Origin of the sequence: Paenibacillus sp. V4I5, assembly GCF_030817255.1 — a bacterium.
Classification (GTDB): domain Bacteria; phylum Bacillota; class Bacilli; order Paenibacillales; family NBRC-103111; genus Paenibacillus_E.
Genome location: NZ_JAUSZB010000002.1, coordinates 2959803 through 2983572 on the forward strand (window position 1 = coordinate 2959803; position 23770 = coordinate 2983572).

General features: G+C 44.3%; 19 protein-coding genes and 1 pseudogene. 4 read left to right on the forward strand and 16 right to left on the reverse strand.

Translation table 11 applies throughout. From position 1 onward, the window contains the following. Window positions 1-50: 50 nt before the first annotated feature. Both QFZ78_RS15410 and QFZ78_RS15415 read right to left on the reverse strand, forming a co-directional pair. The gene (locus QFZ78_RS15410; protein WP_307548782.1) at window positions 51-935 is read right to left on the reverse strand and encodes a carbohydrate ABC transporter permease; all 885 of its coding nucleotides are present in this window, start codon (window positions 933-935) and stop codon (window positions 51-53) included. A gap of 18 nt (window positions 936-953) precedes the next feature. Next, on the reverse strand, window positions 954-1862 hold the full coding sequence (locus QFZ78_RS15415) for an ABC transporter permease (protein WP_307548783.1): 909 nt from the start codon (window positions 1860-1862) through the stop codon (window positions 954-956). 146 nt (window positions 1863-2008) lie between these two features. On the opposite strand from QFZ78_RS15415, the gene QFZ78_RS15420 reads away from it, so the two are divergent. After that, complete coding sequence (locus QFZ78_RS15420; protein ID WP_307548784.1) at window positions 2009-2266, forward strand: hypothetical protein; 258 nt, start codon at window positions 2009-2011, stop codon at window positions 2264-2266. Here the strand turns inward: QFZ78_RS15420 and QFZ78_RS15425 are convergent. The 4 genes and pseudogenes from QFZ78_RS15425 to QFZ78_RS15440 all read right to left on the reverse strand — a co-directional run. Beyond that, a pseudogene (locus QFZ78_RS15425) lies at window positions 2247-2468 on the reverse strand (RtcB family protein); the annotation flags it as partial. The gene QFZ78_RS15420 and the pseudogene QFZ78_RS15425 sit on opposite strands and share 20 nt — an antisense overlap. Window position 2469: 1 nt before the next feature. Continuing rightward, on the reverse strand, window positions 2470-3252 hold the full coding sequence (locus QFZ78_RS15430) for a nucleotidyltransferase domain-containing protein (RefSeq protein ID WP_307548785.1): 783 nt from the start codon (window positions 3250-3252) through the stop codon (window positions 2470-2472). Window positions 3253-3644: 392 nt separating this feature from the next. Next, window positions 3645-4100, reverse strand: a complete 456-nt coding sequence (locus tag QFZ78_RS15435) for a DIP1984 family protein (protein WP_307548787.1) — start codon at window positions 4098-4100, stop codon at window positions 3645-3647. Window positions 4101-4127: 27 nt separating this feature from the next. Next, entirely contained in the window at window positions 4128-5540 is a 1413-nt protein-coding gene (locus QFZ78_RS15440) for an RtcB family protein (RefSeq protein WP_307555709.1), read from the reverse strand. 160 nt (window positions 5541-5700) lie between these two features. Here QFZ78_RS15440 and QFZ78_RS15445 point away from each other — a divergent pair, with 160 nt between their 5' ends. Continuing rightward, window positions 5701-7026, forward strand: a complete 1326-nt coding sequence (locus QFZ78_RS15445) for a helix-turn-helix transcriptional regulator (RefSeq protein ID WP_307555711.1) — start codon at window positions 5701-5703, stop codon at window positions 7024-7026. Further along, on the forward strand, window positions 6989-7801 hold the full coding sequence (locus tag QFZ78_RS15450; protein WP_307548788.1) for a WYL domain-containing protein: 813 nt from the start codon (window positions 6989-6991) through the stop codon (window positions 7799-7801). Before QFZ78_RS15445 ends, QFZ78_RS15450 begins: the two co-directional genes overlap by 38 nt. A 1-nt stretch (window position 7802) precedes the next feature. On the opposite strand, the gene QFZ78_RS15455 is transcribed toward QFZ78_RS15450, so the two are convergent. The 6 genes from QFZ78_RS15455 to QFZ78_RS15480 form a co-directional block, all read right to left on the reverse strand. Further along, window positions 7803-9329 carry a solute symporter family protein gene (locus QFZ78_RS15455; protein WP_307548790.1) on the reverse strand — a complete coding sequence of 509 codons (1527 nt, stop codon included), beginning with the start codon at window positions 9327-9329 and terminating at the stop codon, window positions 7803-7805. A gap of 141 nt (window positions 9330-9470) precedes the next feature. After that, complete coding sequence (locus QFZ78_RS15460) at window positions 9471-10991, reverse strand: solute symporter family protein (protein ID WP_307548791.1); 1521 nt, start codon at window positions 10989-10991, stop codon at window positions 9471-9473. Further along, window positions 10988-11305 (reverse strand): DUF485 domain-containing protein, encoded by a 318-nt coding sequence (locus QFZ78_RS15465; protein WP_307548792.1) that lies wholly within the window; start codon window positions 11303-11305, stop codon window positions 10988-10990. Before QFZ78_RS15465 ends, QFZ78_RS15460 begins: the two co-directional genes overlap by 4 nt. A 134-nt stretch (window positions 11306-11439) precedes the next feature. Continuing rightward, on the reverse strand, window positions 11440-12201 hold the full coding sequence (locus tag QFZ78_RS15470; RefSeq protein WP_307548795.1) for a LytR/AlgR family response regulator transcription factor: 762 nt from the start codon (window positions 12199-12201) through the stop codon (window positions 11440-11442). Next, window positions 12188-13954, reverse strand: a complete 1767-nt coding sequence (locus QFZ78_RS15475; RefSeq protein ID WP_307548797.1) for a LytS/YhcK type 5TM receptor domain-containing protein — start codon at window positions 13952-13954, stop codon at window positions 12188-12190. Before QFZ78_RS15475 ends, QFZ78_RS15470 begins: the two co-directional genes overlap by 14 nt. A 38-nt stretch (window positions 13955-13992) precedes the next feature. Then, entirely contained in the window at window positions 13993-14808 is an 816-nt protein-coding gene (locus tag QFZ78_RS15480) for an RQC-minor-1 family DNA-binding protein (protein ID WP_307548799.1), read from the reverse strand. A gap of 113 nt (window positions 14809-14921) precedes the next feature. Here QFZ78_RS15480 and QFZ78_RS15485 point away from each other — a divergent pair, with 113 nt between their 5' ends. After that, the gene (locus QFZ78_RS15485; RefSeq protein WP_307548801.1) at window positions 14922-16136 is read left to right on the forward strand and encodes an SEC-C metal-binding domain-containing protein; all 1215 of its coding nucleotides are present in this window, start codon (window positions 14922-14924) and stop codon (window positions 16134-16136) included. 555 nt (window positions 16137-16691) lie between these two features. Here QFZ78_RS15485 and QFZ78_RS15490 read toward each other — a convergent pair. From QFZ78_RS15490 to QFZ78_RS15505, 4 genes are read right to left on the reverse strand one after another with little or no spacing between them, the layout of a single operon-like run. After that, a complete protein-coding gene (locus tag QFZ78_RS15490) occupies window positions 16692-18656 on the reverse strand; it encodes a coiled-coil domain-containing protein (RefSeq protein ID WP_307548803.1) in 1965 nt (654 codons plus the stop codon). A gap of 28 nt (window positions 18657-18684) precedes the next feature. Then, window positions 18685-21123 carry a hypothetical protein gene (locus tag QFZ78_RS15495; RefSeq protein WP_307548805.1) on the reverse strand — a complete coding sequence of 813 codons (2439 nt, stop codon included), beginning with the start codon at window positions 21121-21123 and terminating at the stop codon, window positions 18685-18687. Next, window positions 21107-21868, reverse strand: a complete 762-nt coding sequence (locus tag QFZ78_RS15500; protein ID WP_307548807.1) for a DUF6063 family protein — start codon at window positions 21866-21868, stop codon at window positions 21107-21109. The genes QFZ78_RS15495 and QFZ78_RS15500 overlap by 17 nt, the downstream gene beginning before the upstream one ends. Continuing rightward, window positions 21852-23378 carry a replicative DNA helicase gene (locus QFZ78_RS15505; protein WP_307548809.1) on the reverse strand — a complete coding sequence of 509 codons (1527 nt, stop codon included), beginning with the start codon at window positions 23376-23378 and terminating at the stop codon, window positions 21852-21854. The genes QFZ78_RS15500 and QFZ78_RS15505 overlap by 17 nt, the downstream gene beginning before the upstream one ends. Window positions 23379-23770: the final 392 nt, after the last annotated feature.

Below are 23770 nucleotides of genomic sequence, written 5' to 3' on the forward strand. Positions count from 1 at the left end.
CTGGCATCATCATCGATGCTCGGGCATCCCCCCTTTCTTTTGCTTCATGGTTACCCCTTCAACGCGCCGATCATCGCGCCTTTAACAAAATACTTTTGCAAATACGGGTAGACGACCAAAATTGGCAGTATGGTTATAATAATGACCGCAAACTTGTAATTGGCCGCAACGACCCGGAAGTTCGATGAAGCACTGCCTATATCTGCAGTCTGGTCGGCAAATTCGCCGGCAATGACGATATTTCGAAGCAGCACCTGAACCGGAAACTTATCACTGTCATTCAAGTAAATCAACGCCGGAAAAAAACTGTTCCAATGATGAACCGAGTAAAACAGCACCATCGTAGCCATAACCGGCAGCGACAATGGAATAATGATTTTGAACAGCACCTGGATTTCATTAGCCCCGTCCAAGTAAGCGGATTCCTGCAGTGCCATCGGAATGCCTTCGAAATACGTTTTCATAATAATCATATTGAACGTGCTGATAGCTGGAGGAAGCACAAGTGCCCACATCGTATCGACTAGCCCGAGCTTTTGTACCACCAGATACGTCGGAATCAGTCCCCCGCTAATAAACATCGTTAACGCGACCATAAAAATAAAAATGCCTCGGCCGTAAAAATCTTTTCTGGATAGCGGGTAGGCGCAAAGCGCCGTCATGATGACATTGATCGTGGTGCCTACTGTGGTATAAAGCAGCGTGTTGCCGTAAGTCCGCCATATATCCGGATTACTTAGAACAATCTTATACGCATCGAACGTAATATCCATCGGTACCCATTTGATCAGGCCTCTTGTTACCAAATTACCGTCGCTGATCGATACGATAAGGATATAATAGATGGGATACAAGGTGGCAAACACCAGTAACAGAAGGAACAGTATATTGAAATTGTCAAAAATTTTCGAGCCGATCGACGTATGTTTGTTCATATCTACCTCCCCTTTCGTCTACCACAAGCCGGTTTCACTGATTTTTTTGGAAAGACGGTTAGCCGTTATAAGCAAAATCAACCCAACAACCGCTTGGAACAGTTCAACAGCGGTAGCATAACTGAAATCGCTGCCCAGCAAACCTCTCCGGTAGACATAAGTGGAGATGACATCCGCAGTTTCATAAGTCGATCCGTTATAAAGCAAAATGACTTTTTCATAACCGATAGCCATTAGCCTGCCGACATTGAGAATCAGCATAATGGATATCGTTGGCGCAATTCCCGGCAGCGTAATATTCAGCAGCTGCTTCCAGCGATTGGCACCGTCGATATTAGCGGCATCATATAATTCCTCGTCCACTGAAGTCAGTGCGGCCAAGTAAATAATCGAACCCCAGCCGATGCTCTGCCAAATGCCCGAGGAGATAAAAATCGTACGGAACCATTCCGGCTTCATCAGGAAGTGAATCGGCGTACCTCCAAACCACGCAACGATCTGGTTAATCAGGCCGTCCGTAGTCAGGAAGTTGACGAGCATCCCGCACACCACAACGGTAGATATAAAATGAGGCAGGTAGCTGACGCTTTGCGCGAATTTTTTCAATCGCTGGCTTTTTAATTCGTTCAACAGCAGAGCCAAAATGATCGGGGCCGGAAACGCCCAAAACAGTTCATATACATTAATCAGCAGCGTATTACGTACCAGCTTCCAGAAGTACGGGTCGATCAAAAACTTTTTAAAGTGAACGAAGCCCACCCAAGGACTGGCCGTGATGCCTTTAACAATGTTGTAATCCTTGAATGCAATGATGATTCCGTATATCGGCCAATAATGAAACAATACATAGTAGCAAAAGGGCAAGAAAAAAATCATATACAAGTATCGGCTTCGTTTCATATTACGCAGGACAGGATGAGTCTTCATTCGTGAAACGCCAACCTCCTGCTGAACATTTGACTGATGGATAGGAATCCCTCCCAGATGTCTAGAGTTACGTATCGATTTCTCCAATACTTTCAGTACTTGGTAACCGCTTCCGTGATTTTCATTATAGGGAATGGTTTTCACTCTTGAAAGAACCGATGCAGAATTCCATGATGCACTTTTCGCACAAAACAGGCCGTGATTCAAATTTCCCAGAAGGTGCAAATATCGCACGAAAGGCTGAAATCGCAGGCGGGGCGCTGGTTTATATCGCCATACAATGGAAGGAAGAGGGGCTAATCGCCCCTCCTCCGTTAGATGTTGATACTATTATGATAAGCCCTAAAGTCTGCGCTCAACATTTTCGTTTTAAAAAATTGCCCCTCAAACAGTCTCCATCGTGAGGTCATAGTTGGAACCCGTTATTCGCGATTGGCCTGTATTTAGGTAAGGCTGTGGGTTATCAAGATGACCTGCCGGAAGCGACCTCGTTGCCCCTTTGCGATGGACAAAATAGGACTGCCCTTCATGCTCTTCCTCCCACGCATAGTTATGCATAAGATCGTACAAGGTGGTCATTTCAAACTTCGACCCGAACTGTTCCTCTCTACGAACCCCAAACCTCCCTCAACGCATCTCGGAATAAAGTATCTAATGCTGCTTCTTGCTTTTCTCCAGATGCAGGGGTATGTTTGGCAGTTTCTTCAAAATAAGCGATTTGTCGATCTAAATAATCGTTAATTACCGTGATTTTCGGCTCTAAGTCGAATTCGACACCAGCCTTCTTACGCGTCAACAACGTATATACTTCTTGCTTTAATTTCGATTCCGGCAGTATTTGCTCCACTAGGTCTTCAAATTCCATAGGTGGCATGCTGCCATGTTCTTCAATCCACTGGCAAGCTAGTATTGGGCGTAACACATAAAAATACTTTTTGATTTTCACATAATCACCTTGCAAATATTCCCGAAAGTTCCCTTTGGCCATATGCAAATAGTGATACATACTGGACCGCGGTGAAAAGGTAAATGGTGACAGCTGGCGAATTTGCTCCGTTACACCGTATTGCTCCATATATTGAATCGGCGACTGGAGCCATTCGAGTAAAGGCGGGTTCGATTTGCGAAATAAGTTCAGCGCCTTCTTCAAGTCCCAACCATTGATGTCGAGTTGATCATTGATCGGACGCTCGATGACATCTCGTTTCTCGAATAGGGATAAGTACCATTCCACAGGTCTTACGTAGATAAACCTCACATCATAATCACTGTCTTTCGATGGAAATCCCCAGGCTCTACTACCCGATTCACAGGCATAGAGGATCCGCACGCCTTCCTCTTGTTCAATTCGTTTAAGCTCACTATCTATTTTTCCTATATCAAATGTCATGGGACTCACCCTTTCTTTCGTAATTTGAGGACGCAAAAAGCCATAGACCAACTTCGTCTACGGCTTTATCATGTCAAATTTGAACTAGGCCTACTCTAAGAGTACCTACGTATTCGTCACAAGTCCGGTTGAGACCGATGGTATGAATTGCTTTATGAAAGTCCCCGTTCCCACCCTCACCATTTTGTCTGAATCAGCACTTGGTTGTAACAATAAACATAACGTGTACGATTGTAACTGTAATGGGCATTAGTTGTTTAGGCAGGATTCGAACCTACATGATATGGCCCCTCACATCAACCATCAGTTCCAACTTACCCAGTTGGCGGGCTATGCTCACCTTCAGACAAAAGGCTACCAACTTCATAATGAAAAAACTTATAACGAATAACTTACAACAACTCTGTTTTCCAATTGGCTTCTTGAATGGTCGTGTCTAGTTCGCGAAAAGCTTTGGAGTACTGATCAACCTGCTTCTGTAAATCCACAATAGATACAGTCGAATAAAACTTCACTTCTGATTTGCTAAATCTGTCTTGCCTAATAGCAGCAGCATTTATAACGTCTTGAATGATAGATCTCCGCATAGATAATGTATCTCTTTGCGCCAAAGCTTCCGCAATAGTTCCTCCGGAACCAAGTGAGACTTGCGAATTCGTCCGATTGATAGCGGTCACTAAGGATTCAAATTCATTCAAAGTGTCGTTCAACTCTTGAAATAGGTCAACAGGATTCTCAGGCGGTTGCTCGCCTTCTTGGACTTTAGCGCTACGTGTTAATCGAGCTTTCAATTGTTCCACACGCTTTTGGCAATCCGCTCTATTCATTAAAGCTTCAGCTAATTTCATTATTGTTTTCACCTCGACTATTATTTTCTAAACTCCTTTAATCGCAACCATCGGCTTGCAAGTAGCAACCACATCGGCTAGCGATGCGCCCACTACACTATCGATAATTTGATCCACATCCTTATAGGCTTGCGGACATTCATCAAGAATCGTTTGCAGGGAGCGATGATTAACGAGAATCTCATCATCCGTCCCAACTTTCATCGATTGCGCGAACTGATCGACGGTGACCAGCTCTTTTGTTGCTTTCCGCGATCTCGCTCTACCTGCACCATGACAAATGGAGTAGAAGTTTTTCAGCCCTTCCTCTTTCCCCACCATAATGTAAGATGAGGTTCCCATTGAACCTGGGATTAATGCCGGATGACCCGTTTCTTTATAGGCAGCTGTATTCAGGAAATGACCCGGTGGCAGCGCTCTTGTCGCTCCCTTCCGATGAACGAGCATCGGCTGATTGCGGTGAAATTCCTTTAATGCATAGTTATGCATGAGATCATACAGTACGGGCATTTCCATATCCTCACCAAACACTTCTCGGAAAGCTTCTTGAACACCGAAGGCAATCATATGCCGATTACTTACCGCAAAGTTTAAGGCGGAGTACATCAGGTTTAAATAGTTTTGCCCTTCATGACTTGCAATTGGCGCATATAAGAGATTCCGGTCTGGATTTTCAATTCCCCAACTTTGCATGGCTTCTCTGATAACCTTCGTGAATTCTTGACCCAACATAGCTCCCCAAGCACGTGATCCGGAGTGAATCATGACGATAACTTGACCGTCGAACAAGCCCCATTTTGCCGCCAAATCCTCATGAGCTTCTGACACTTCTAGATATTGAATCTCAATAAAATGATTCCCACCACCTAGCGTCCCAAGCTGCCCGTGGGCATACTTACGGATTTTTGCCGGCAAATTCTCAAGGTAGGCGTGGTCGAACTTGAACGTAGATTCTTCTACATGTGTAAGCCACTGTTCATTTGGAACGTATTTCTCAGGAAGTCCCTTTAACCCATCCTGCACCACATTCATGGCATCGATATCGGAATAATTCGTATTTGTACGCTCATTGGTTGGAACATATTTCTCGATCGCTTTGATTAGCGCCCTGCGAATACCCTTGTCTTGAATATCACGTTTATGCAGGGATGTCGTATGCACGCGCATGCCACAGCCGATATCCACACCAACGATGGAAGGGGAAACGAACCCGTCTTTCATGCTCCAGACTGCCGTTGTCCCAATGCAAGTACCAATACCAACATGGGCATCCGGGGTGTAGCTCATATGCACATTCCGCGGAATCCGCAGGTTATTATCTGCCATTTCGAATACTTTATTTTCAAAAGATTGAAACACATCCGGGTTAGCAAACACGTGAAGATTGCCATGCTCAAGTTCCATTTCGTAATGATTACCGCCGTGTACGATTGTTTTCATATCCATTTGGTTAACCTCCGTTTTTCTTCTAAAGCTATCTTCGCTTATTTCCATGCGAACGAACATGGTGAAAGTATGACGACTGTGCAAAGTTTTCCATGTTCTCCATATCTCTCCCCTGTTACAATAGGAAAAGGTTGAAATGAAGCGAGGGATTCAAATGGCTAAGGAAAGCTTTGATAAAGAAATTCAATTTCTGCGAATGCTTGTCCTCACGAGCGGGGCTTACAATCGTCAACAATTTGCGGAGAGGCTGGGTATCTCAGTTCATACCTATGATAAAACATTACGCCGGTTAAAAGAAATCGTAGCGACGATGTATCAACAAGCACCGGACGCGCAAAGGAAAGAATTCGCCGAGATGCTGCGCTACAGCTATTTCGATTCAACTGATCCCATGCTGCTGTTCTTATTTCGAGCGAAGTCATTGAAAGAATCCGAAAGTCAGCGAATATCTACACTTCTTGCTGCTTTGAATGAGCAGGCACTTACCGCTATTGAGCTGCTGGATGAATGTTGTAAAGATATCCAAACCGATTCACCACTTCCTGATGAGAAAACAGTTCGGAACGACTTGAAATATCTTGAAGAAGTCGGTGTCATTAAAAAAGTACCTGGACCACGCCCCTATCGATATCGCATACATAATGATTTAATCCAAGAGCTTACGCTTGATGAGCTAATTGATCTCTATGATTTCATTGATGTGATGTCGAATACGCAGGTGCCGTCGGTTCAAGGCTATTTACTACGAGACGGGCTAAAAAAACACATGAATCGGACCTCATCGGAACCAGCATCCATTGAGCCATTCCTTTATAAATATCACTACCACTCACGTATTTTGGATGAAGCGCATCTTTCCATCCTTCTATCAGCGATCCAAAATCGCCGCAAAATCGATTTCTTATACTTTTCGCCTAAAAATTCGCAATCCTATTCCTCGAAAAACACAAACCCTTTGTTTGAACGTGAATTGGAAGGGAAGCTGCAGAAAACATTACCGCTCAAAATTGTCTACGATCACCAATATGGACGATGGTACCTTCTTGCTTATGATTCCCGGCATGGCATCAAGAAATATCGGATGGAAGGCATGACTCAGATTGAGCAAGGTGAGACTGTCGACTCAAGCCTTTTTGATGAGAATAAAAGGGTATTAGAGGAGAGTATAAAATATAGTTGGGTCCTTGATACCGGACGATCGGTTATCTTGAAAGTAAGATTTTTTAACCCAGGCGATACGGGGCCGAATTTCATTAAAGATCGTGTCTTTCTTCAAGGGCAATGGGGAGAGATTACGGAAGAAGAGATAGATTCGTTTATTTTCGAAATTCAGGTCAATGGAACCACGGAAATTAAACCATGGATTAGAAGCTTTGGATCTAGCTGCGAAGTGCTTGAACCGATCTATTTTCGGAATGAGATGATTGCGGAGTGGAAGGAGCTTGAGACGTATTATGAACCTGTTCGAGAAAATTTTTAACTATCAAATGATTACGCGGCTTGAGAAATCAGGCACTTTCATGATCACCTCACAGGAGAGGTCATGGCTGAAGACCATGCTTAACCATCCCTCTGCGTCCTATGCTTTCACACCGGAAACGCTGGAGAAGCTTGAATTTGTGTTAGTTGATGAGAAGCTCTTTGATTTTTCTGATGCCTTTATCGAGAAAGCTCGAAGTAAGGAGAAGCTAGTCTATCACCCGCTGCTGCGCGCTTTACGTCGATTCATTACGAGTCAAGCTGCTATCCAACTTACTTATAGAGTGAAGGATGATCGGACTTTTACCAATGAAATGGCTTTTCCTTATAAGCTTGAGTATTCCTTAGTGAAAAAAGAATGGTACTTGCTCTGGTATCACATCAGGCATCGGGCGATGATGAGTACGAAGCTCGAAAAAATTGAATCGATCAAAGAGTTGAGCATTTCTCCAGAACGAGTCACCCAAATTGTTTCAGACATAGTGAAACTGCTGCAGAAACGTCAGATCCACGCAACGATTACAGTTATTAAGGAGTACAATCGAGAATTGTCCCGGATTTTATATGCCTTCTCTTGTTTTGAGAAGCAAGTCGATTACGATGAAACGCAAGAAACGTATACAATCCGTTTAACTTTTCTAAATAATGAAGCCGAATATGTCCTTAGCAAACTTCGCTTCTTGGGTAAGAGGGTGCGCGTCACCCAAGGCGAGCATTTACAAAGGAGAATGCTTGAATCGGCCAAAAAAGCTCTGGCTAGGTATGGGGAATCCTAGACTATTCTCTCAATTCCACCCGTGCCAATTGGGATTGAACCACCATCTTATCGTAATGATCCGGATCATTCTTCTTCGAAGACAGTAAGGTACCCAAAATCCCTCCAAGGAATCCAAGCGGTATAGAAACAATTCCTGGATTATTCAAAGGGAACAGAGCTTCACGACGAATCCAGCCAGACGATGGATCCATCACATTGGGACTTAGAATCACGAATAAGATCGAAGCAATAAGTCCCGTTAACAGCCCGATTATGGCACCAGTTGAATTGAATCGGCGCCAGTACAGCGTTAGCAGCAATAAAGGCAAGTTCGCGGAAGCGGCAACTGCAAAAGCCAGCGAGACAAGGAATGCCACGTTTAACCGCTGCGCACCTAAAGCAAGTACAATAGACAATACGCCTACCACTACCGCCGAACATTTGGCAACCAGCATCTGCTGGGCCTCCGTGGCTTTTCCCTTTTTCAATATACTGCTGTAAATATCATGCGAAAAAGCGGACGTTGCAGCCAGCACTAACCCAGAGACAACAGCCAGAATGGTGGCAAAAGCAACCGCTGAAATGAAAGCCATCCAAAACTCGCCGCCAAGCGCCTTTGCGAGTAAAGGTGCCGCCATATTGTCCTCACCCAATAATAAAGTTCGGTCAACGAAAGCGGCAGCACCAAAACCAAGAAAGATGGTCATCACATAAAAAGCACCGATTAGCCAAGTTGCATGAATGACGGAAGACCTGACGGTCTGCGCCTCCTTGACCGTATAGAATCTGGAGATGATGTGCGGCAGCCCTGCTGTCCCTAGTACCAAAGCCAAATTAAAGGAAAGCGTATCCAAAGGTCCCGAAAAAAAATTCCCAGGCTGTACAAACTTCTCCTTTAACGGAGTTGCTTGCGAAACATACACATACAGATCAAATAAATTCCAGTTAAATCTGGAAAGTACCATCAGACTGATCATAAAAGTACTGCACACGAGTAAAATAGCCTTGATGATTTGCACCCAAGAAGTGGCAAGCATACCGCCGAAAGCCACATAAATGGTCATCAAGCTGCCGACTGCAAGGATTGCAGAGGAATATTCCACCCCAAGCAGTAAATGAATGATACCCCCTGCGCCAACCAACTGAGCAATCATATAAAAGATCGTGATCAAAATATTGTTAATCGCCATCCAACCTCTAAGATTCTTCTCTTGAAACCTCACTGCTATCGCGTCTGCCATCGTAAAACGTCCCAGATTATGCAGCGGTTCAGCAATTATATAAAGTACAATCACGTAGGATGCTAAAAAACCTATTGAATAGAAAAAACCATCAAAGCCATATATGGCAATGGTCCCCGTAATACCAAGAAAAGATGCGGCACTCATATAATCACCGGAAATAGCTAGCCCGTTTTGAAAGCCAGTGAGTCGATTTCCAGCTACGTAAAAGTCATTCGTATTCATTGTTCGTTTAGCAGAATGGTACGTAATAACCAGCGTTCCAATCACTACGGCCACGAAAAAGACAAACGCGGAAAAATTCATAATAACCCGATTCCTTCCTAGGCTGCTCTTTATTTACTACTAAAAGAATAGCATATTTAGGCTTACAAAAAAGCAAAAACATACAGCAAGCCTTAGTAAAGGCTGACTGCATGTTTCTTGGCGTTCAAGAGAATGGGCTGCTTACATGCCCGTATTTGCTTTTACATTAATTTCTGTATATTTGACATCATCTCTTTGTGTGGAAAGCATCGTTCCGATATAGGCTCCAAGGAATCCAAGCGGAATGGAGATAATGCCGGGATTGGCCAAATTAATAAGCGGATTGCCCACCAGAATCGCCTTTCCTGCCTCTCCCCAAATATTTGGACCCACAGCAACAAGAAGGATACAGCTTAAAAGTCCACTTAACATACCGACAATCGCGCCCGTCGTATTAAACCTTTTCCAGTAGACGGTGAAGAGAATGACTGGCAAATTGGCGCTTGCCGCAACAGCGAAGGCAATGGATACCAAGAAAGCTACATTGAGCTTTTGGGCAAACAATGCCAAAATAATCGAGAGCACGGCTACTCCAATCGAAGCGAAACGGGCTATTTTCAATTCTTCCTTATCCGTCGCTTTGCCTTTACGAACGATTTGTCCGTAAAAATCATGGGAGAAAGCTGAAGCAGCAGAAAGCACCAATCCGGTAACAACCGCTAATATCGTAGCAAAAGCAACCGCGGAAATAAAAGCAAACAAGAAGTCCCCGCCTAGCGCTTTGGCCAATAGCGGTGCAGCCATGTTTCCACCTTTATCAATCGCTGTGATATCCTTAGCGCCAACAAATGCCGCAGCCCCAAAACCAAGGAATAAGGTCATGACATAGAAAATACCGATTACCCATGTTGCCGAGACGACAGAACTTCTTGCCGTAGCAGCATTTTTCACCGTATAGAAACGAGTAAGAATATGCGGTAATCCGGCAGTTCCGAGCACCAGTGCAAGGTTGAGGGAGAGCGTTTCAACCGGAATCTTATATTTGTTACCAGGATTTAAAAACGCCTCTTTCAAGGGTGTTGCTGTTTTCATTTGGGTGAACATTTCGGAAATACTGAAATTAAACTTAGCTAGAACGATAAGTGACAGGATCAACGTACCACCCATCAGAAGAACTGCTTTTGTAATTTGCACCCAACTCGTGGCCCTCATTCCGCCGAATACCACATAGATAGTCATCAGGATGCCCACAATTAATACTGAGGTATAGTAATTAAAGCCGAATAATAGTTTGATCAAAGCACCCGCACCAACAAGCTGCGCGATCATATAGAAGATGGAAATGGTGATAGTGTTTAATGCGGCAACCCCACGAACATTCTGATTAGCAAATCGTGCCGCGATCATATCCGCCATCGTATATTTCCCTAAATTCCGAAGCGGTTCCGCCACTAAATAGAGGACGACAAGATAAGCAACTAGAAAACCTAAACTATAGAAGAATCCATCAAATCCAGTCAAGGCGATCGTCCCTGCGATTCCCAAGAACGATGCTGCCGACATATAATCTCCGGCAATCGCAAGTCCGTTCTGCCAACCTGTTAATCCACCGCCACCCGTATAAAACTCATTCGAGCTGTCTGTTTTTTTAGCTGCATAATACGTAATAATGATTGTTAATAAAATAATGCAAAGAAATAGAATGACGGCTGTTGGACTCATAACGAATTACCCCCAATTTCCGATTTTATTTCTTCAATTTGTCGGTCGAATTCCTTGGATTTCCTGGAGTAAATGATACAGAGTGCCCAAGTCATCAGAAACTGGGCAAATGCGTACACCCATGCCCACGAAATAGGACCGATTGCCGGATTATTCAATACTTTCGTGTAAGAGGTTAAGATGGGTAGAGTAAAGTAAAAAAGGAGGAAAAAGACTGTCATCGGAATAATGAATCGTTTTTTGCTGCCGATTAATTTCTTGAATTTTTCTGACTGTGCCACTTCCCCATATTGAATAGGCTTGCCGTTTGACATTTGCTTAGTCCCTCCTAATGTAAGCGTCTTCAAGTTGATTATATGCGAATTTTTGCCCTTTGTATTAAGACTGTCGCGAATCGTCATATTCCCTGCCTGAATTGCCTAAAAAGGAGCTTTAAACGGTTTCATTTTCATTTAAGCAGCCTAAACAGCTCTTTGGCCATCTCCCGTGAAACGGGTATTTGCGTTCTTGTTTCATTTTTCAAAATCAAATTAAAAGCGCCATTGAACCACGGAACTAATTCATCAATACCATTTAAATTAACCAAATAACTGCGATGAGGACGAAAAAAAGGGAGTTCCCCGAGCTTATTTTCCAATTCCTGCAGGCTCATTTTGCTCATATAAATCTGGTTGGAATACGTATAGATATGGATGCTTTTCTCTTCCCTCTCGGCATAAAGGATGGTCTCAGGATCAAGCAGGACATGCTTTTCCCCGTCTATGATCAATAATTTATTCCAGTTCCTTGCTTTGGAGGAAAATTGCATTTTGCTAGGCAGTGACGTCGTCAGTGGGCTATTGGAAAGCTTACTGCGAATCCGTGCCAGTGATTCCTTTAGACGCTCAGTACTATAAGGTTTAAGTAAATAATCAACAGCATTCAACCCGAACGCCTCAACCGCATGATCATCGTGGGCCGTTGTAAATACAATTAGGGGTGCTTGTGCAGCAGTTTTCAGCATACGGGCGGCTTGCAGGCCATCTAATTCCGGCATTTGTATATCCAAAAATATAGCGTCTGGCTCCCATTCTTTAACAAGCTCCAATAACTCCTTACCGTTGGAGGCATGCGGCATCAGCTCTATATCCTCTTCCATCCCCAACAGGTAGATCAGCTCTTTACGGGCTAACCACTCATCTTCAGCAATCATGACCTTAATGGTTCTCACCTACGTATCCCCTCCTTTCGGTACTTTTCCCAGGAATGTTAAATGAAAATCTACATCCGCCATTTACATTATTTTCGATAAAAAGTCGAGATTCCTCGCCAAACAAGCCGATCAGCCGTTGATTGACATTGTAAACACCAATCCCGTTCCCCTCGCTGCTGTTTACCGGACCTTTGCCTAATTGCTCTAGCAAATCAGGGGGTATGCCGCTTCCGTTATCTTCGATTGATATTTGTAAAGTATCCTCATGGTTCAACACTGCTATTCGGATTCGCCCGCCGTGATTCCTATCTTTCAATCCATGTTTGATACAGTTCTCAACCAAGGGCTGCAGCGTAACGGGAGGAATCATAGCTATCAGCAAATCAGAGTCTAACTGAACTTCCATCGTGATCTGATCCTTGAATCGAATCTGGATAATTTCCAAATACGAGCTAAGGTGCATGATTTCTTGTTGGATCGAAATCGTATGAGACGCAATAAGCTTTATGTTGAGCCTCATATAAGTACTAAGCTGCATAGTAATATGCCTTGCCATATCAGGCTCAATTCGAATCAGGGAGATTATTGAGTTCAAAGTATTGAATAAGAAATGCGGATTGATTTGCGACTGCAGGATCCTTAGTTCGGATTCCTTCATTAATGCCTCCATACTCTCATGCAGAGCCACACTAAGTTGATAAGACAATAGTTTGCCTAATCCTTCTGCAAGTACGATCTCAACCGAACGAATTTCTTGCGGTTTTTTAAAATATAGCTTGATCAAACCTGCAACTTGTCCAGCCTGCTTGATCGGAACTATGATCGCAGCTCTAAGCAATCTATGATTCGGTTGGATATCCTCGTGGTTAAGAGCGATTTGCAGCTTTCCCGTTCCAATGGCTTGCCTCGAAAGCTCAGAGCGAATCGGCTCACCGGGTATGAGAATCCTATCACCGAGCCCAGCGTGAGCAAGAATGTTCTCCGCATCGGTAACAGCAACGGCCGCCGTCTTAAGCTCCCTTAGCAGTAACCTAGTGATCGCATCTGCTGATTGATAAGTTAATCCCTGTTTCAGATGAGGCAGCGCAGCTTCTGCAATATGCAGGGCGCGCTGAGTTTCATAAGCAACAGCGCGTTCCTCTTCTCGAAATACAACACGCAGCATGGTTGTGAAAATCGCGATGGAGATGCTGTTCGTAAGCACCATTGGAATGCCGATCAAGTCCACAAGTTCAATCGCTTTCTCGGATGGCGCTGATACAATAAGGATAATTCCCATCTGCACGATAGGTGCGAACATGCCGATAAAAATAGCTTTAGCTGGAGAAATGACCCGTTCCTGCAAGAAGAATCTCGCCACTCCTCCCGCTAATAATCCGGTCAGCGGAGCGGCGATTCCGCCCGCCAAACCAGTAAATCCACCCATCATATATAAGTGGCTTCCAGTAATTAAACCCGCGCCGACCCCCACAAGAGGTCCCCCCATTAAACCTCCGATGACAACACCAACCAGAGCGGAATGGGCTAATGCTTGATCGGACTGCAGAGGAAAGATCCAAAAGGAAGACGACACAACTCCCCCCTCGATCACCACACCTGCATAGGTACCAAGAATGCCGAACAAGCCGAATAAACAGATGAAATAAATCGTATTCATAACGGACATTTTTCTGTCCAGAAGCTGACGAACGATAGGAATTCGCGTTAAGATAAACGTTACGATCAACAGAATACCCATACGCTCAAAGAGCAGAAGTGCAAGCGCCTCCATGTTACCCCTCCTGCTGTATAACATCATAACACGATGGCTTAATCAAAATCATTCCATGTGAAGCCTTCTTTTTGCCTACGGCGTTCATCCCGACAAGAAGAACAACGTTTTGGCGGATCCCATCCACGCATACGGAAAACATCCTGTTCCTCTACCATCCATTCAAAACGTTTTCCACATTCCCAGCATTTAAGTCGTTCCACTTCGCGCGGTTGATGGAACAGATCGGAAGTAATTTCCACTTGAGGTGCTTCACCTTCTAGAACTAGGGGACTCTTCCCCTTATTTTGAAGATGAGCAATCACATCCCTTATCGCTTTCTTCACCTTCTGATAATCGACAAGCTGCCACTGCTTGAGCAGTGGAATGAAGCGTTCATCCGAAGTGCCAGCAACTTTCTGTAAAAAAAGCAGAATCAAGCCTCGGTTGCGATCTTTCAGATAGGTCATATCCATGTCGCCAATTCCGGCTCCAATCCACTGTCTCCACTGATGAAGCAGCAGATCAGCCATCTGATCACACTGGATCAGCCATCCTTTTTTTGTGAAAATAAGAAGGGGCATATCGCGATTGTACTGCAATTCAAGAAAATCATTCTTGATCATCCAATCGACTCGTTCTGTAATTTGCTCTAGAGTCAAGTAACCATAGTAGCCATAAGCCATATTCGTGTTCAGTTCCAGCTCCAACAGCTTTTTATCGCGTGAACCCTTTAAAATTTTAGCCAACATGTTCCTTCCTCCACTACCGATCAAACTATCTGCTGCGTGAAGGATATAACGGATTTCCTCTTCTTTTAAACTAGCTGCCAACTCCGGTTTCGTCTGCTTTTTTTTATGATTCAACGTGGCCATGAACATCTGTTCCTCCTCGCCATACAGTTTCTTTTTCAAACTCATTCTAGTATTGTATTATAATTATAGACAATATTTTAATATAGCAAAACTAGAAAGAAAGGTTGTTCTCCGTGCTCACACCTATTCAGGTTAAACCGTTTATTTTACACCCGGAGCTAGTCGTTAGCCACGCTGCGATCAATTATTTTTCTAACAGCAATTTATATTTGAATGATGCTACACTTATGCCGCTCGTCCTTCAAAGGCTGAAACAAGTTAAGAAGGGTGAGACCTTCCACCTGTTCGCAGCCCGCTTATTCACTCAATCACAGGAAACGATCTCAGAGATCATGGAGCTTCTTCAAGCAGCGAATATGGATGCCAACACCAAATTTCATTTATTTAACATTCTCATTCATAGCGATCTATCTCTGCTTGAACCTTATCTGGATGTTCTGACTAAGACTGAGGAGTTAAATAAACGGATACAAACCAGAATGAACATTGCAATTTTGGAAAATGATGCTCTCTTCGATGCATTCGAACATTTCATTAAAGAAGCTTACGGCAAATACTATAATGACATTGATACATTTTATGGCGACCAACTGATACATGAACTCGCACACCGCAAGAGTGTATCGCCTGACTACATTTTGAATGTACTTGATTCCTACGATCCGGACGATTTTAGTTACGAGACGATCTTTTACACACAATTGGCAGGTGAAATGCAGCTGGAAACGGCAATTCCATTACTATGCAGCTTTGTGGGAGCTGAAGATGATGTTCTGCCGGAAACTGCTGTGAAGGCCCTTGTTCGGATTGGCACTGAATCTGTCATTACGACATTAGCTGAAAAATACACTGCAGCATCCGAGGAATACTATCGCCTCTTTGCATCGGATGTGTTCGGAAATATTAAGCTGCCTGCTTCTGAGAAAGCACTCCTTGCGCTGCTTCCCAGCGAGAATGATATCACTTATGCAACAAAGCTGGCCGACGGACTGTGCGAGTTAGGCTCCACTATAGGTATTCCCTTGGTGCAAGAACTCGTGGAGAATGGCTATGACAGCGGACACCTGAATCTCAAAGAAACGCTTTATGCCCATTGTATAATGTCTGACACTCTGCTGCCTCAGAGGAGTCTCTGGAAGCTGGAGCTAGAAGAAGAGAATAAAAGACGCGCCAAACGAACAAATGAGATAAATCGGCACTTTACGGGTAAAAGTCCAGTAAGTCCAGTATCAACCACCTCCTACATGAAGATGGATAAAGTAGGACGTAACGACCCTTGTCATTGCGGAAGCGGTAAAAAATACAAGAAGTGCTGCAGTAACGCATAGAAAAATTTGACTCTCATAAAAAAAACCATCAAGGAACAGGAACGCCCGGACAAAGGAAAACGCGCTTTCAGCGAGAGCTCTGCGAGCCAAGACTCGTTGACAGAGTCTGAGAAGTCGAAATTCGACTTCTCAGCAGACTGTCCTGCGCGTCCGCAGTAAATAAGTGCGGAAAACGCGCTTAAACTGGAGCGCCCAAACAAATAAGCGTGAAAACCGCGCTTTCAGCGAGCGCTCTGCGAGCAGAAGCTCGTTGTCAGATTCTGAGAAGCCGAAAATCGACTTCTCAGCAGACTGTCTCGCGCGTCCGCAGTAAATAAGCACGGAAAACGCGCTTAAACTGGAGCGACCAAACAACTAAGCGTCGAAAACGCGCTTTCAGCGAGAACTCTCCGGGAAGCGTACGAATAAAAAAAGTAAGCTTTGCTTACCCCAAACCCAAAACGTATAAATTCTTCCGTCAAAAAGAGCCTGCCTGATCTCCGATGCGTAACCACAGGAGATAGGGCAGACTTTCTTAATGTCTATTTTACTTTTCACCAGGAAATAAAACAGCAGCTATATGAATAACTCCATCTGCTTAACATCCCCTAATCTTTCTAATGAAATCGGTGCGTAATCACGGAAATAGGCCTGGTTAATTTCCTTCTCTTTGGTCATGACTAGTTTACTTCCATTTGCTGCTTGTCTGAGCCTGCAGCTAAAGACGACTGGAAAATAGTCTTTAAGAAACTTGCCTTCCGCATGCGCTGTGAGCGCTATGATCTGGAAGCCGAGCTGCTCGGCTATAAAAAATACAGGACTGAGTACATGGTCACTCGACGCTTTCCCGAAGGGATTATCGAGGATCACGGTACGATGTCTTTTCATATTCGCTTGAATATGTTGACGTTTTTCGGCGACATAGTTGAGTAATCCCAAGAACAAGGTCATATTCTTGCTCCATTTTTCCCCGCCAGACCAATTATTAGACTGCTCCCAAGAGAAGGACGCCTTCGTTACGTTATTCTCATTAGTTACTTTGCGGCAGGATACTTTCATCGGCCTTTCCTGTAAAACAATGTGCAGAAGCTGCTTGGTATCCAGCCATTTCTCAATCTCCTTGCGTACCGTCGATTTCACTTCTTGACCGTTGTCATCACGGTAGGAACCTTTTTCCAGTTCAGCCAAAATCCATTCCAGATGCTTGCGCAGATGGTCCTTGGCTTCCAGCTCATCCCATTCGGGAATTTGAAACGAGTAAATGTGCTTCCACTGATCCTCGACCTTGACTCTGGTTTTGTTAGGAATATCTCGAAGTTCAGAAGCGATCAGCTTGATATGGCTGTGCACATGAATGATATACTGCTCGAGCTGTTGATTATGTGTACGCATCGTTTCTTCTGCGACATGGTTGACACGTTCAATCCGGCTGTGCATTTTCTGTTGAAATTGCGTTAGCTCCTGATAGTTGTCTTTTTTCTCGACACCTTGCTCAGCCATATCTCTCATTTTGATATCTTTGATTTGTTTCCGGCAAAAATCGATAAAATGAACTCTCGCCTTTTTTACCAATGTCTCTTCTGCTTCCAGTTCTTTCATAACGCCAGACAGCAAAGTCACGGATTTTCGGACCATTTTCATCCTGTCAAACGGAAACTCTGCTTTCAGCTCTTGCGTAATAAATGAAGCCTGAATAAGTGGATTTTCAAACCCATGCATGATTTTGTACTGATTCAAGTATTGGATAACATCTTCGATTTTGCCTAATTGAGCCTGAATTTGTGTATGCAGCTGCTGTAATCCAGTCTTCTGCTGCTGCAGGCGTGCATCTTCGCTTTGGACTTGCTCATCCACCACAGCCAGAGACTCCGTAAAGGTTACAGGTAGCCCACCCGAATGCGCAGCACCATACTGCTCAATGAGCAGTTTAATTCTCGTCGACAATGCATCAAATTGCTTCTCAACTCGCGTAAATTCTTCTTTGTCACGAGACAACCGGAATTCATAGTCTTTGAGCTCCGATAACAGCTGCGACATCTGTTCTTCACCGGTCGCGGTAAACGCAAGATCTTCATTTAAATCCAAGTCAGTTTGCTCCAGTCGAAGCTTATTCATCTCCTTCTCCAGCGTTGTTCTGCTGGTCTTGGCATGATTCCACTCCGCTTCAAGCTGTTGACGCCCCTGGGATATACGATTTAACTTGAGATCTAAATCCTTCCGTTCCGTTTTCAACCACTCTAAGCTATAATTCGCTTTAATCGGCTGCACATCGACAGTCTCCATATACAGCTCTTGATTTTGTTGACTCGCTTTCTCGGTTCTCAAATAGTTCATTCTGCTTTTCACGGATTCGATCTGCAGCTTCACTTGCTCCATAGAGCGCTGCCTGCTATTCCACTTGCTTTGCTGATCTTCTGCCTGTTCAACAAGCAGATCGATGACCCCGTTCAATGCGTCGATTTCTTTCCCCAGCTCGACATATGTCCGTCCTTTTTCAATCCATTGCTGAAGCTGAATCATTTCACCTTTTTGCTCGTCCATGATGCTATTGTGCTGTTGTATCGTTTGCTCAGCCTGTCGCACCGATTTCCTGATTGAAATCCTCTTGTCTCTCTAATTCACGCACTTGTTCGCGCTTAAGTCCAACTTGCCTTTCCATCTCTTGTACGACCTCAAGCGGGTATGAAGCAATGAATCGAGAGAAAGAAGTTTGTAAATCAGACGTACGCTGCAATTCACTTTCCTTTACTTTACGTGCTGTCAGGACCTCTTCGCCTTTTTGAGATATCGCTTGTTTCCAGCTCGCAAATTCAGCGACATCCGCATTTTCACGCCAATGCTGCGGTTCAACCCAAGCTTTTTCTTGCACAGCTATCGGTGTATCCATATTGGCTAGACGCGATGCTTCCTGCGATGAGATGACTTGAATCGGGAACTGCATATCCTCCGCATACTGCCGCAGCTTGCTTGTTAATAACCCAACCTCTTCTTCTGTCGTAATCAAAGTCACGCACCAGAGAGGATGTGTCATTGCCCGCTCGGTTAGGTCTAAACCCTGCAAATATTGAATGCCTGTCTCCAATAACGCGAATTGATTTCGCCATTTGTCCACCAATCCTGCCACATAGACATCTGCAAAAAAAGTATGCTGGTAGCTATAATCATCGATATAGCGAAAAGCAAGGCGCTCTTTCAACAAATAAGCTTCCTTATCCAGGTGCAGCTTTTCCAAATCCTCCCTAAGCCGTTCTTCAATCGAACTCTGCTTCTCATAAACGGATGAGAGTCTCCCCCATGAAGCCCTGTACGCAGCAATTTCAGTAAGCATGGATTGGTGTTCTTTTTTAAATGCTTCGAGATTTTGCTCTGAGCTGACGCGTTGCACATAGGCGATCTTAAGGTTTTCATTAACTCGTTCCAGCTCTCTTCCGCTTTCCTCCTTACCGAATGCCAAATCCTTGTTTTTCTGCACAAGCAGCACATTGCTGTCATCCAACTTCTGATAACGCTGAATCCAATCCGACATACTGCCTTCCATGCTCTCGACCGCTGGATTTGCCAGAACATTGATCTTAAGCACGTCCCTATCTTTCTCGCGAGCCTGCACAATGGATCTATGTTCAATGAGCTGCTTGTTCAATTCCTCTAGTTCGCTCGATAGATCTCTCAGAATCGTTTCCTCTAAGACCGTCCTATTCTGATAAGCATCTAATTCCTGCCTGAGTTTCTCTTCTTCCACCTGCCACTCTTGCTCCATCTTGCTGTAAATACTGCGAATTTGCCCGCCGTTATTGATCCATGCTTCCCGGAGAACAACCTCATCCTCGGTATTTCCGAATTGATCAAGTTCGCGCTGCAAATAATTCATGCGCTCTTCTGCAGAGGTCCACTGCTGCTTGTAGTCGGCCAAACGCAGAGAGTAGTAGTGCTGCTTAGCACTTCGTACTTGCGCCTCTTTCCGTTCAACGTCTTCCTCGACCAATCTTAGCTTTGTTTCCAAAGCGGATTGCTCCTGTTTTTGCTTTGCAATCTGAAGGGATTCTTTCTTCCGAGCCAATAACAGCAACTGCTGGTCGCATTCTGACATTTGACGGTGCCATTGTGAAAGCTTGGCGCTTTCCTCATTTTTCTGCTCATTGACTAATAACCAATAGGCCTTCGTTTCAGCCTGGGCAGCTGCATAAGCCACCTGTTTGGCATCCATTTTGGCAAAATGAAGCACATAGCCATCCAATTCAACGAGGATTTTTTTATTTTCTTCGATTTTCTCTTTTAATTCTTTATATTTTTTGAAGCTGTCCCTGTGCATTTCAAAATTATTCGCGAACTCGCCTTGTTCGTATCCTCCCATCGCATCTTCGACCGTTGGGATCAACAAGCGATCGAACAATTGGCTCGTCGTTTTACATTCATCAAAAAAGCTCTCTACACCGCCCTCTGAGCTGTTGATCTTCGCAATACGATCCCACTCTGATGCGATAATGTGATAATCATTTTCCAAAACTTTCTTGTAATCTTTTATCGTAGGCGGTAGCTTCGCGTTCATTCTTTTCGACGTCATCTGGTGGTAATAATCATGGATTTCGCCTTTATCCGCTGCTCGAAGGTTGCCTGCACTTTCCTTGACAAAAGGTATCCGATCAATGCTATCTGCATCAAGCTCCGGATAATCATAGACATACCGAAAGGAATCTATTCCTGTTGCTGTCAGAAACAAACTAACGCAAGTAACCACATATCTCCGTGGCCGTTCACTCAGAATCCACTCGATTGCGATATGCGCAGGGCCGTTTTCGAGACTTAACGTATCCTTCATTTTACGACCGGCAAGCTCCGCATGCGGCAGTATGGCTTGAATCGCAGATTGAATAAAAACCGTCTTGCCTCCTCCATTTTCCAACAGAATCGCGCCATTATGCCCATCGAAATGAAACAATTCATCGTTGTAGCGCTTATTTCCATCCTCATAGACCACATTCGTAAAACGTATTTTAGAGATGGCTGGCATGTTCGCTTCCCTCCCCCTCATTTGCATCGCTTTGATATAAAAACTCCAAAATGCCACGGTTATATTCCAGCTCCATAAAATAACGCTGAACAACTACTTTGGCCTTTTCGGTTAACGTAATTTCCTGGTTGCCAATATCGATCACTAACTCTTGGGCGACCAGAAACTTGCGGACAGAATCCATAAAGCTAACCCTGCTAATCGTATTCCCGCTTTGCCTCGCAGCTGTTTCCTTGATATCGTCCATGGCACTCCATTTTTCAATCAAGGCTGTCCAGTTATAGGAAAATTCCTTCTCCATCTCTCTTAATTCAGCTTCAGGATGCGTCTTCAATAACGCTATTCGCTCATTCACAAGCTCCGTCCACTCTTCAATTCCGATAAAGCTTCTCGTTGGCTCCATCGTTTGGTAGCTGTCATAAAAGGCCCCAATCAACACAATGATGCTGACATACATCAGATATAGATCCGCATTCACGGCATTCGCCCGCAAATAGGTACGTTTAATCACTTCGTTGTTCATATGAAAAGGCGATAGCCGTGTCTCCGGTATCATATACAGCTGTTCGCCGGCAATAACCGTCACACAATCGACTTCACGCGCGAATTGATCCACAAGCCCACGCACCACATCGTCCGCCATGTATTCTTGGAGCCATTCTTTGCTGGCAGCGTTATCGCGAGCGAGCAAGGTATAGATGCGAAAAGCTCTCATTACTGTCCCATTTTCAAGTCCAATTGTCATCCTGTTCTCCCCATGAAATCAACATATTCTGTATGCTAAACCTATCGTTTACCTTAATAATATCCTCTTGCTCTATGATGACCAGACAGCGGTTTCCCAGAAGCATATACATGTCTTCCAGCAACGTACCCTGCTCTTCATTTTGCTGTTTATCCTTATCATCCGCCTGAAGCGGACTTCTTTGATGCAGATAGATCCAGAAATCATAGAAAGCTCTCTCACCCAGCAGTCTTGCATGCTCGCTCTCTTCGAACAATTGAATAAACGGTTTCAATTCAACGTGACCCTGCTCTTCCATCCTTTGCAGCAGCTGCTCCATAAGAAGCTTATACAGCTTTTTCTGCATCGTCTGGTACCGATATTCGTCGCTGTCTCCGCCAAGTTCTAGGAACCTGTCATCCCGCTCCTGACCGCTGCCGTCTTCCAGCATATTTTGCTCAGCCCATACCGTCAAAAGCGACCACATCTTCGTCTCTTGAACCGGCAGGAACGGTGCCAGCACACCTTTCATCGTCTCCAAAGGCAGTGGCGTACTAAAGATAAGAGAAGCTATATCCTGATCAAAATTAAAGGAATCCAACCCGGTATAATATAAGGATTCTTGCGCTGCGCCTAGTGCATGTGATTTCAATACCATACTCTGATGAAATAGATTCGAATGCTCGCCATGCACTTTCTCCAGCTCATTGGATATGCGTAAAATTAACTCATAAGGCCGTTGATCTGCTTGTCTAACCGTTTGTGCCTGAACGCGATCCTTCGTCTCCTTCACGAATTGCCTCAGTTCTTCAAACTCTTCATTCTCCATCTGCAAGCGCAAATAAATATCTTCCAGCAGTCCTTTATATCGTCCGAACGTTTCTTCCGACACGATGTTTCTTTTCAACTCATGCTCCAGCTTGACCATCCGCTCCTGCAAAGCTTCTACATCAATTCGCATTTCATTAATTTGCCGCAGTGCGCCTTCGAACTCGCCCTTCTCCAATTGCTTGCGCAGCACCAGCTGATGAATCGATAATTGAAATTCTGTATAAAACTCCTTGGTCGCAAAAATAAGCTCCAACCCATCTTCGTCGAGCGTGTAGTACTGCGTATTCGTTTTTAAGTCGAAGGCATTCGCTTTCAGAATCGATATGTAAATATGCTCCGACTGACCGGTTTCCCAATTCATAAATGTAAAATCCCGCTTCTTCCCTGTCGTTGGGCGAAATACTTGCGTGATCTGCCTGGCCAGATCCTCAAATCCGGCTTCATCCAAATCGATGAAGATCCCCGTCACCTTCAATAGAAACTCGGCTAAGTCTTTGACACCCGCCTTATTGTTTCGCATCAACTTCTGTTCAAAAAAGTAAAGCAGAGTCAGCAGACCAAGCTCCATGAAATCTATCGGTTTGTTTTGTCGGTCGGTTTGCCGCTTTCTCTGAAGCTCATAAAGAGGATCAAAAAGTGCCAGCTTGGTCATACGTTCCCGAAACCCGGAAATAACCTGACCAATTTCTACGTAATCCATGCTGTATGCCTCCAAATCGTACAAAGCTCGTATGTAGGTAATATTTCTTGGGGGAAGTAACCGCCAGCTGCTATGCAGCGGGGTCCATTCACACATGCTCCTGTTTGAGAATATATGCCTATTATATCAAAATTTCAAAGGTTGAAGGATTGGTAGGCCATTGGGAAATAGTTCCATCCAATAAAAAAAGCCTGTTTGAGCGATTAAGCCCAAACAGACTTTATCAAACTGATGTTTTCACTTCGATTTCCAACCGATCTTTTTTCGTCACTTTTAGTATAGCACCATGGGCGAATGTTTGTACGCATTTTATGCAAAAAAAGGGCTATCCCTCAGCCATTTTTCATGGCTTTTGGGGCAGCCCCTTCCTGCAATAGCAACTATATCCTGCC

Excerpts from the sequence above, each read along its gene's own strand:
- QFZ78_RS15460 (WP_307548791.1), bottom strand. The coding sequence starts at position 10,991 with ATGAGTCCAACAGCCGTCATTCTATTTCTTTGCATTATTTTATTAACA.
- QFZ78_RS15465 (WP_307548792.1), bottom strand. The coding sequence starts at position 11,305 with ATGTCAAACGGCAAGCCTATTCAATATGGGGAAGTGGCACAGTCAGAA.
- QFZ78_RS15440 (WP_307555709.1), bottom strand. The coding sequence starts at position 5,540 with ATGAAAACAATCGTACACGGCGGTAATCATTACGAAATGGAACTTGAG.
- QFZ78_RS15475 (WP_307548797.1), bottom strand. The coding sequence starts at position 13,954 with ATGGAGGCGCTTGCACTTCTGCTCTTTGAGCGTATGGGTATTCTGTTG.
- QFZ78_RS15500 (WP_307548807.1), bottom strand. The coding sequence starts at position 21,868 with ATGACAATTGGACTTGAAAATGGGACAGTAATGAGAGCTTTTCGCATC.
- QFZ78_RS15445 (WP_307555711.1), top strand. The coding sequence starts at position 5,701 with ATGGCTAAGGAAAGCTTTGATAAAGAAATTCAATTTCTGCGAATGCTT.
- QFZ78_RS15430 (WP_307548785.1), bottom strand. The coding sequence starts at position 3,252 with ATGACATTTGATATAGGAAAAATAGATAGTGAGCTTAAACGAATTGAA.
- QFZ78_RS15455 (WP_307548790.1), bottom strand. The coding sequence starts at position 9,329 with ATGAATTTTTCCGCGTTTGTCTTTTTCGTGGCCGTAGTGATTGGAACG.
- QFZ78_RS15490 (WP_307548803.1), bottom strand. The coding sequence starts at position 18,656 with ATGGACGAGCAAAAAGGTGAAATGATTCAGCTTCAGCAATGGATTGAA.
- QFZ78_RS15415 (WP_307548783.1), bottom strand. The coding sequence starts at position 1,862 with ATGAAGACTCATCCTGTCCTGCGTAATATGAAACGAAGCCGATACTTG.
- QFZ78_RS15505 (WP_307548809.1), bottom strand. The coding sequence starts at position 23,378 with ATGGATTACGTAGAAATTGGTCAGGTTATTTCCGGGTTTCGGGAACGT.
- QFZ78_RS15480 (WP_307548799.1), bottom strand. The coding sequence starts at position 14,808 with ATGGCCACGTTGAATCATAAAAAAAAGCAGACGAAACCGGAGTTGGCA.
- QFZ78_RS15410 (WP_307548782.1), bottom strand. The coding sequence starts at position 935 with ATGAACAAACATACGTCGATCGGCTCGAAAATTTTTGACAATTTCAAT.
- QFZ78_RS15435 (WP_307548787.1), bottom strand. The coding sequence starts at position 4,100 with ATGAAATTAGCTGAAGCTTTAATGAATAGAGCGGATTGCCAAAAGCGT.
- QFZ78_RS15495 (WP_307548805.1), bottom strand. The coding sequence starts at position 21,123 with ATGCCAGCCATCTCTAAAATACGTTTTACGAATGTGGTCTATGAGGAT.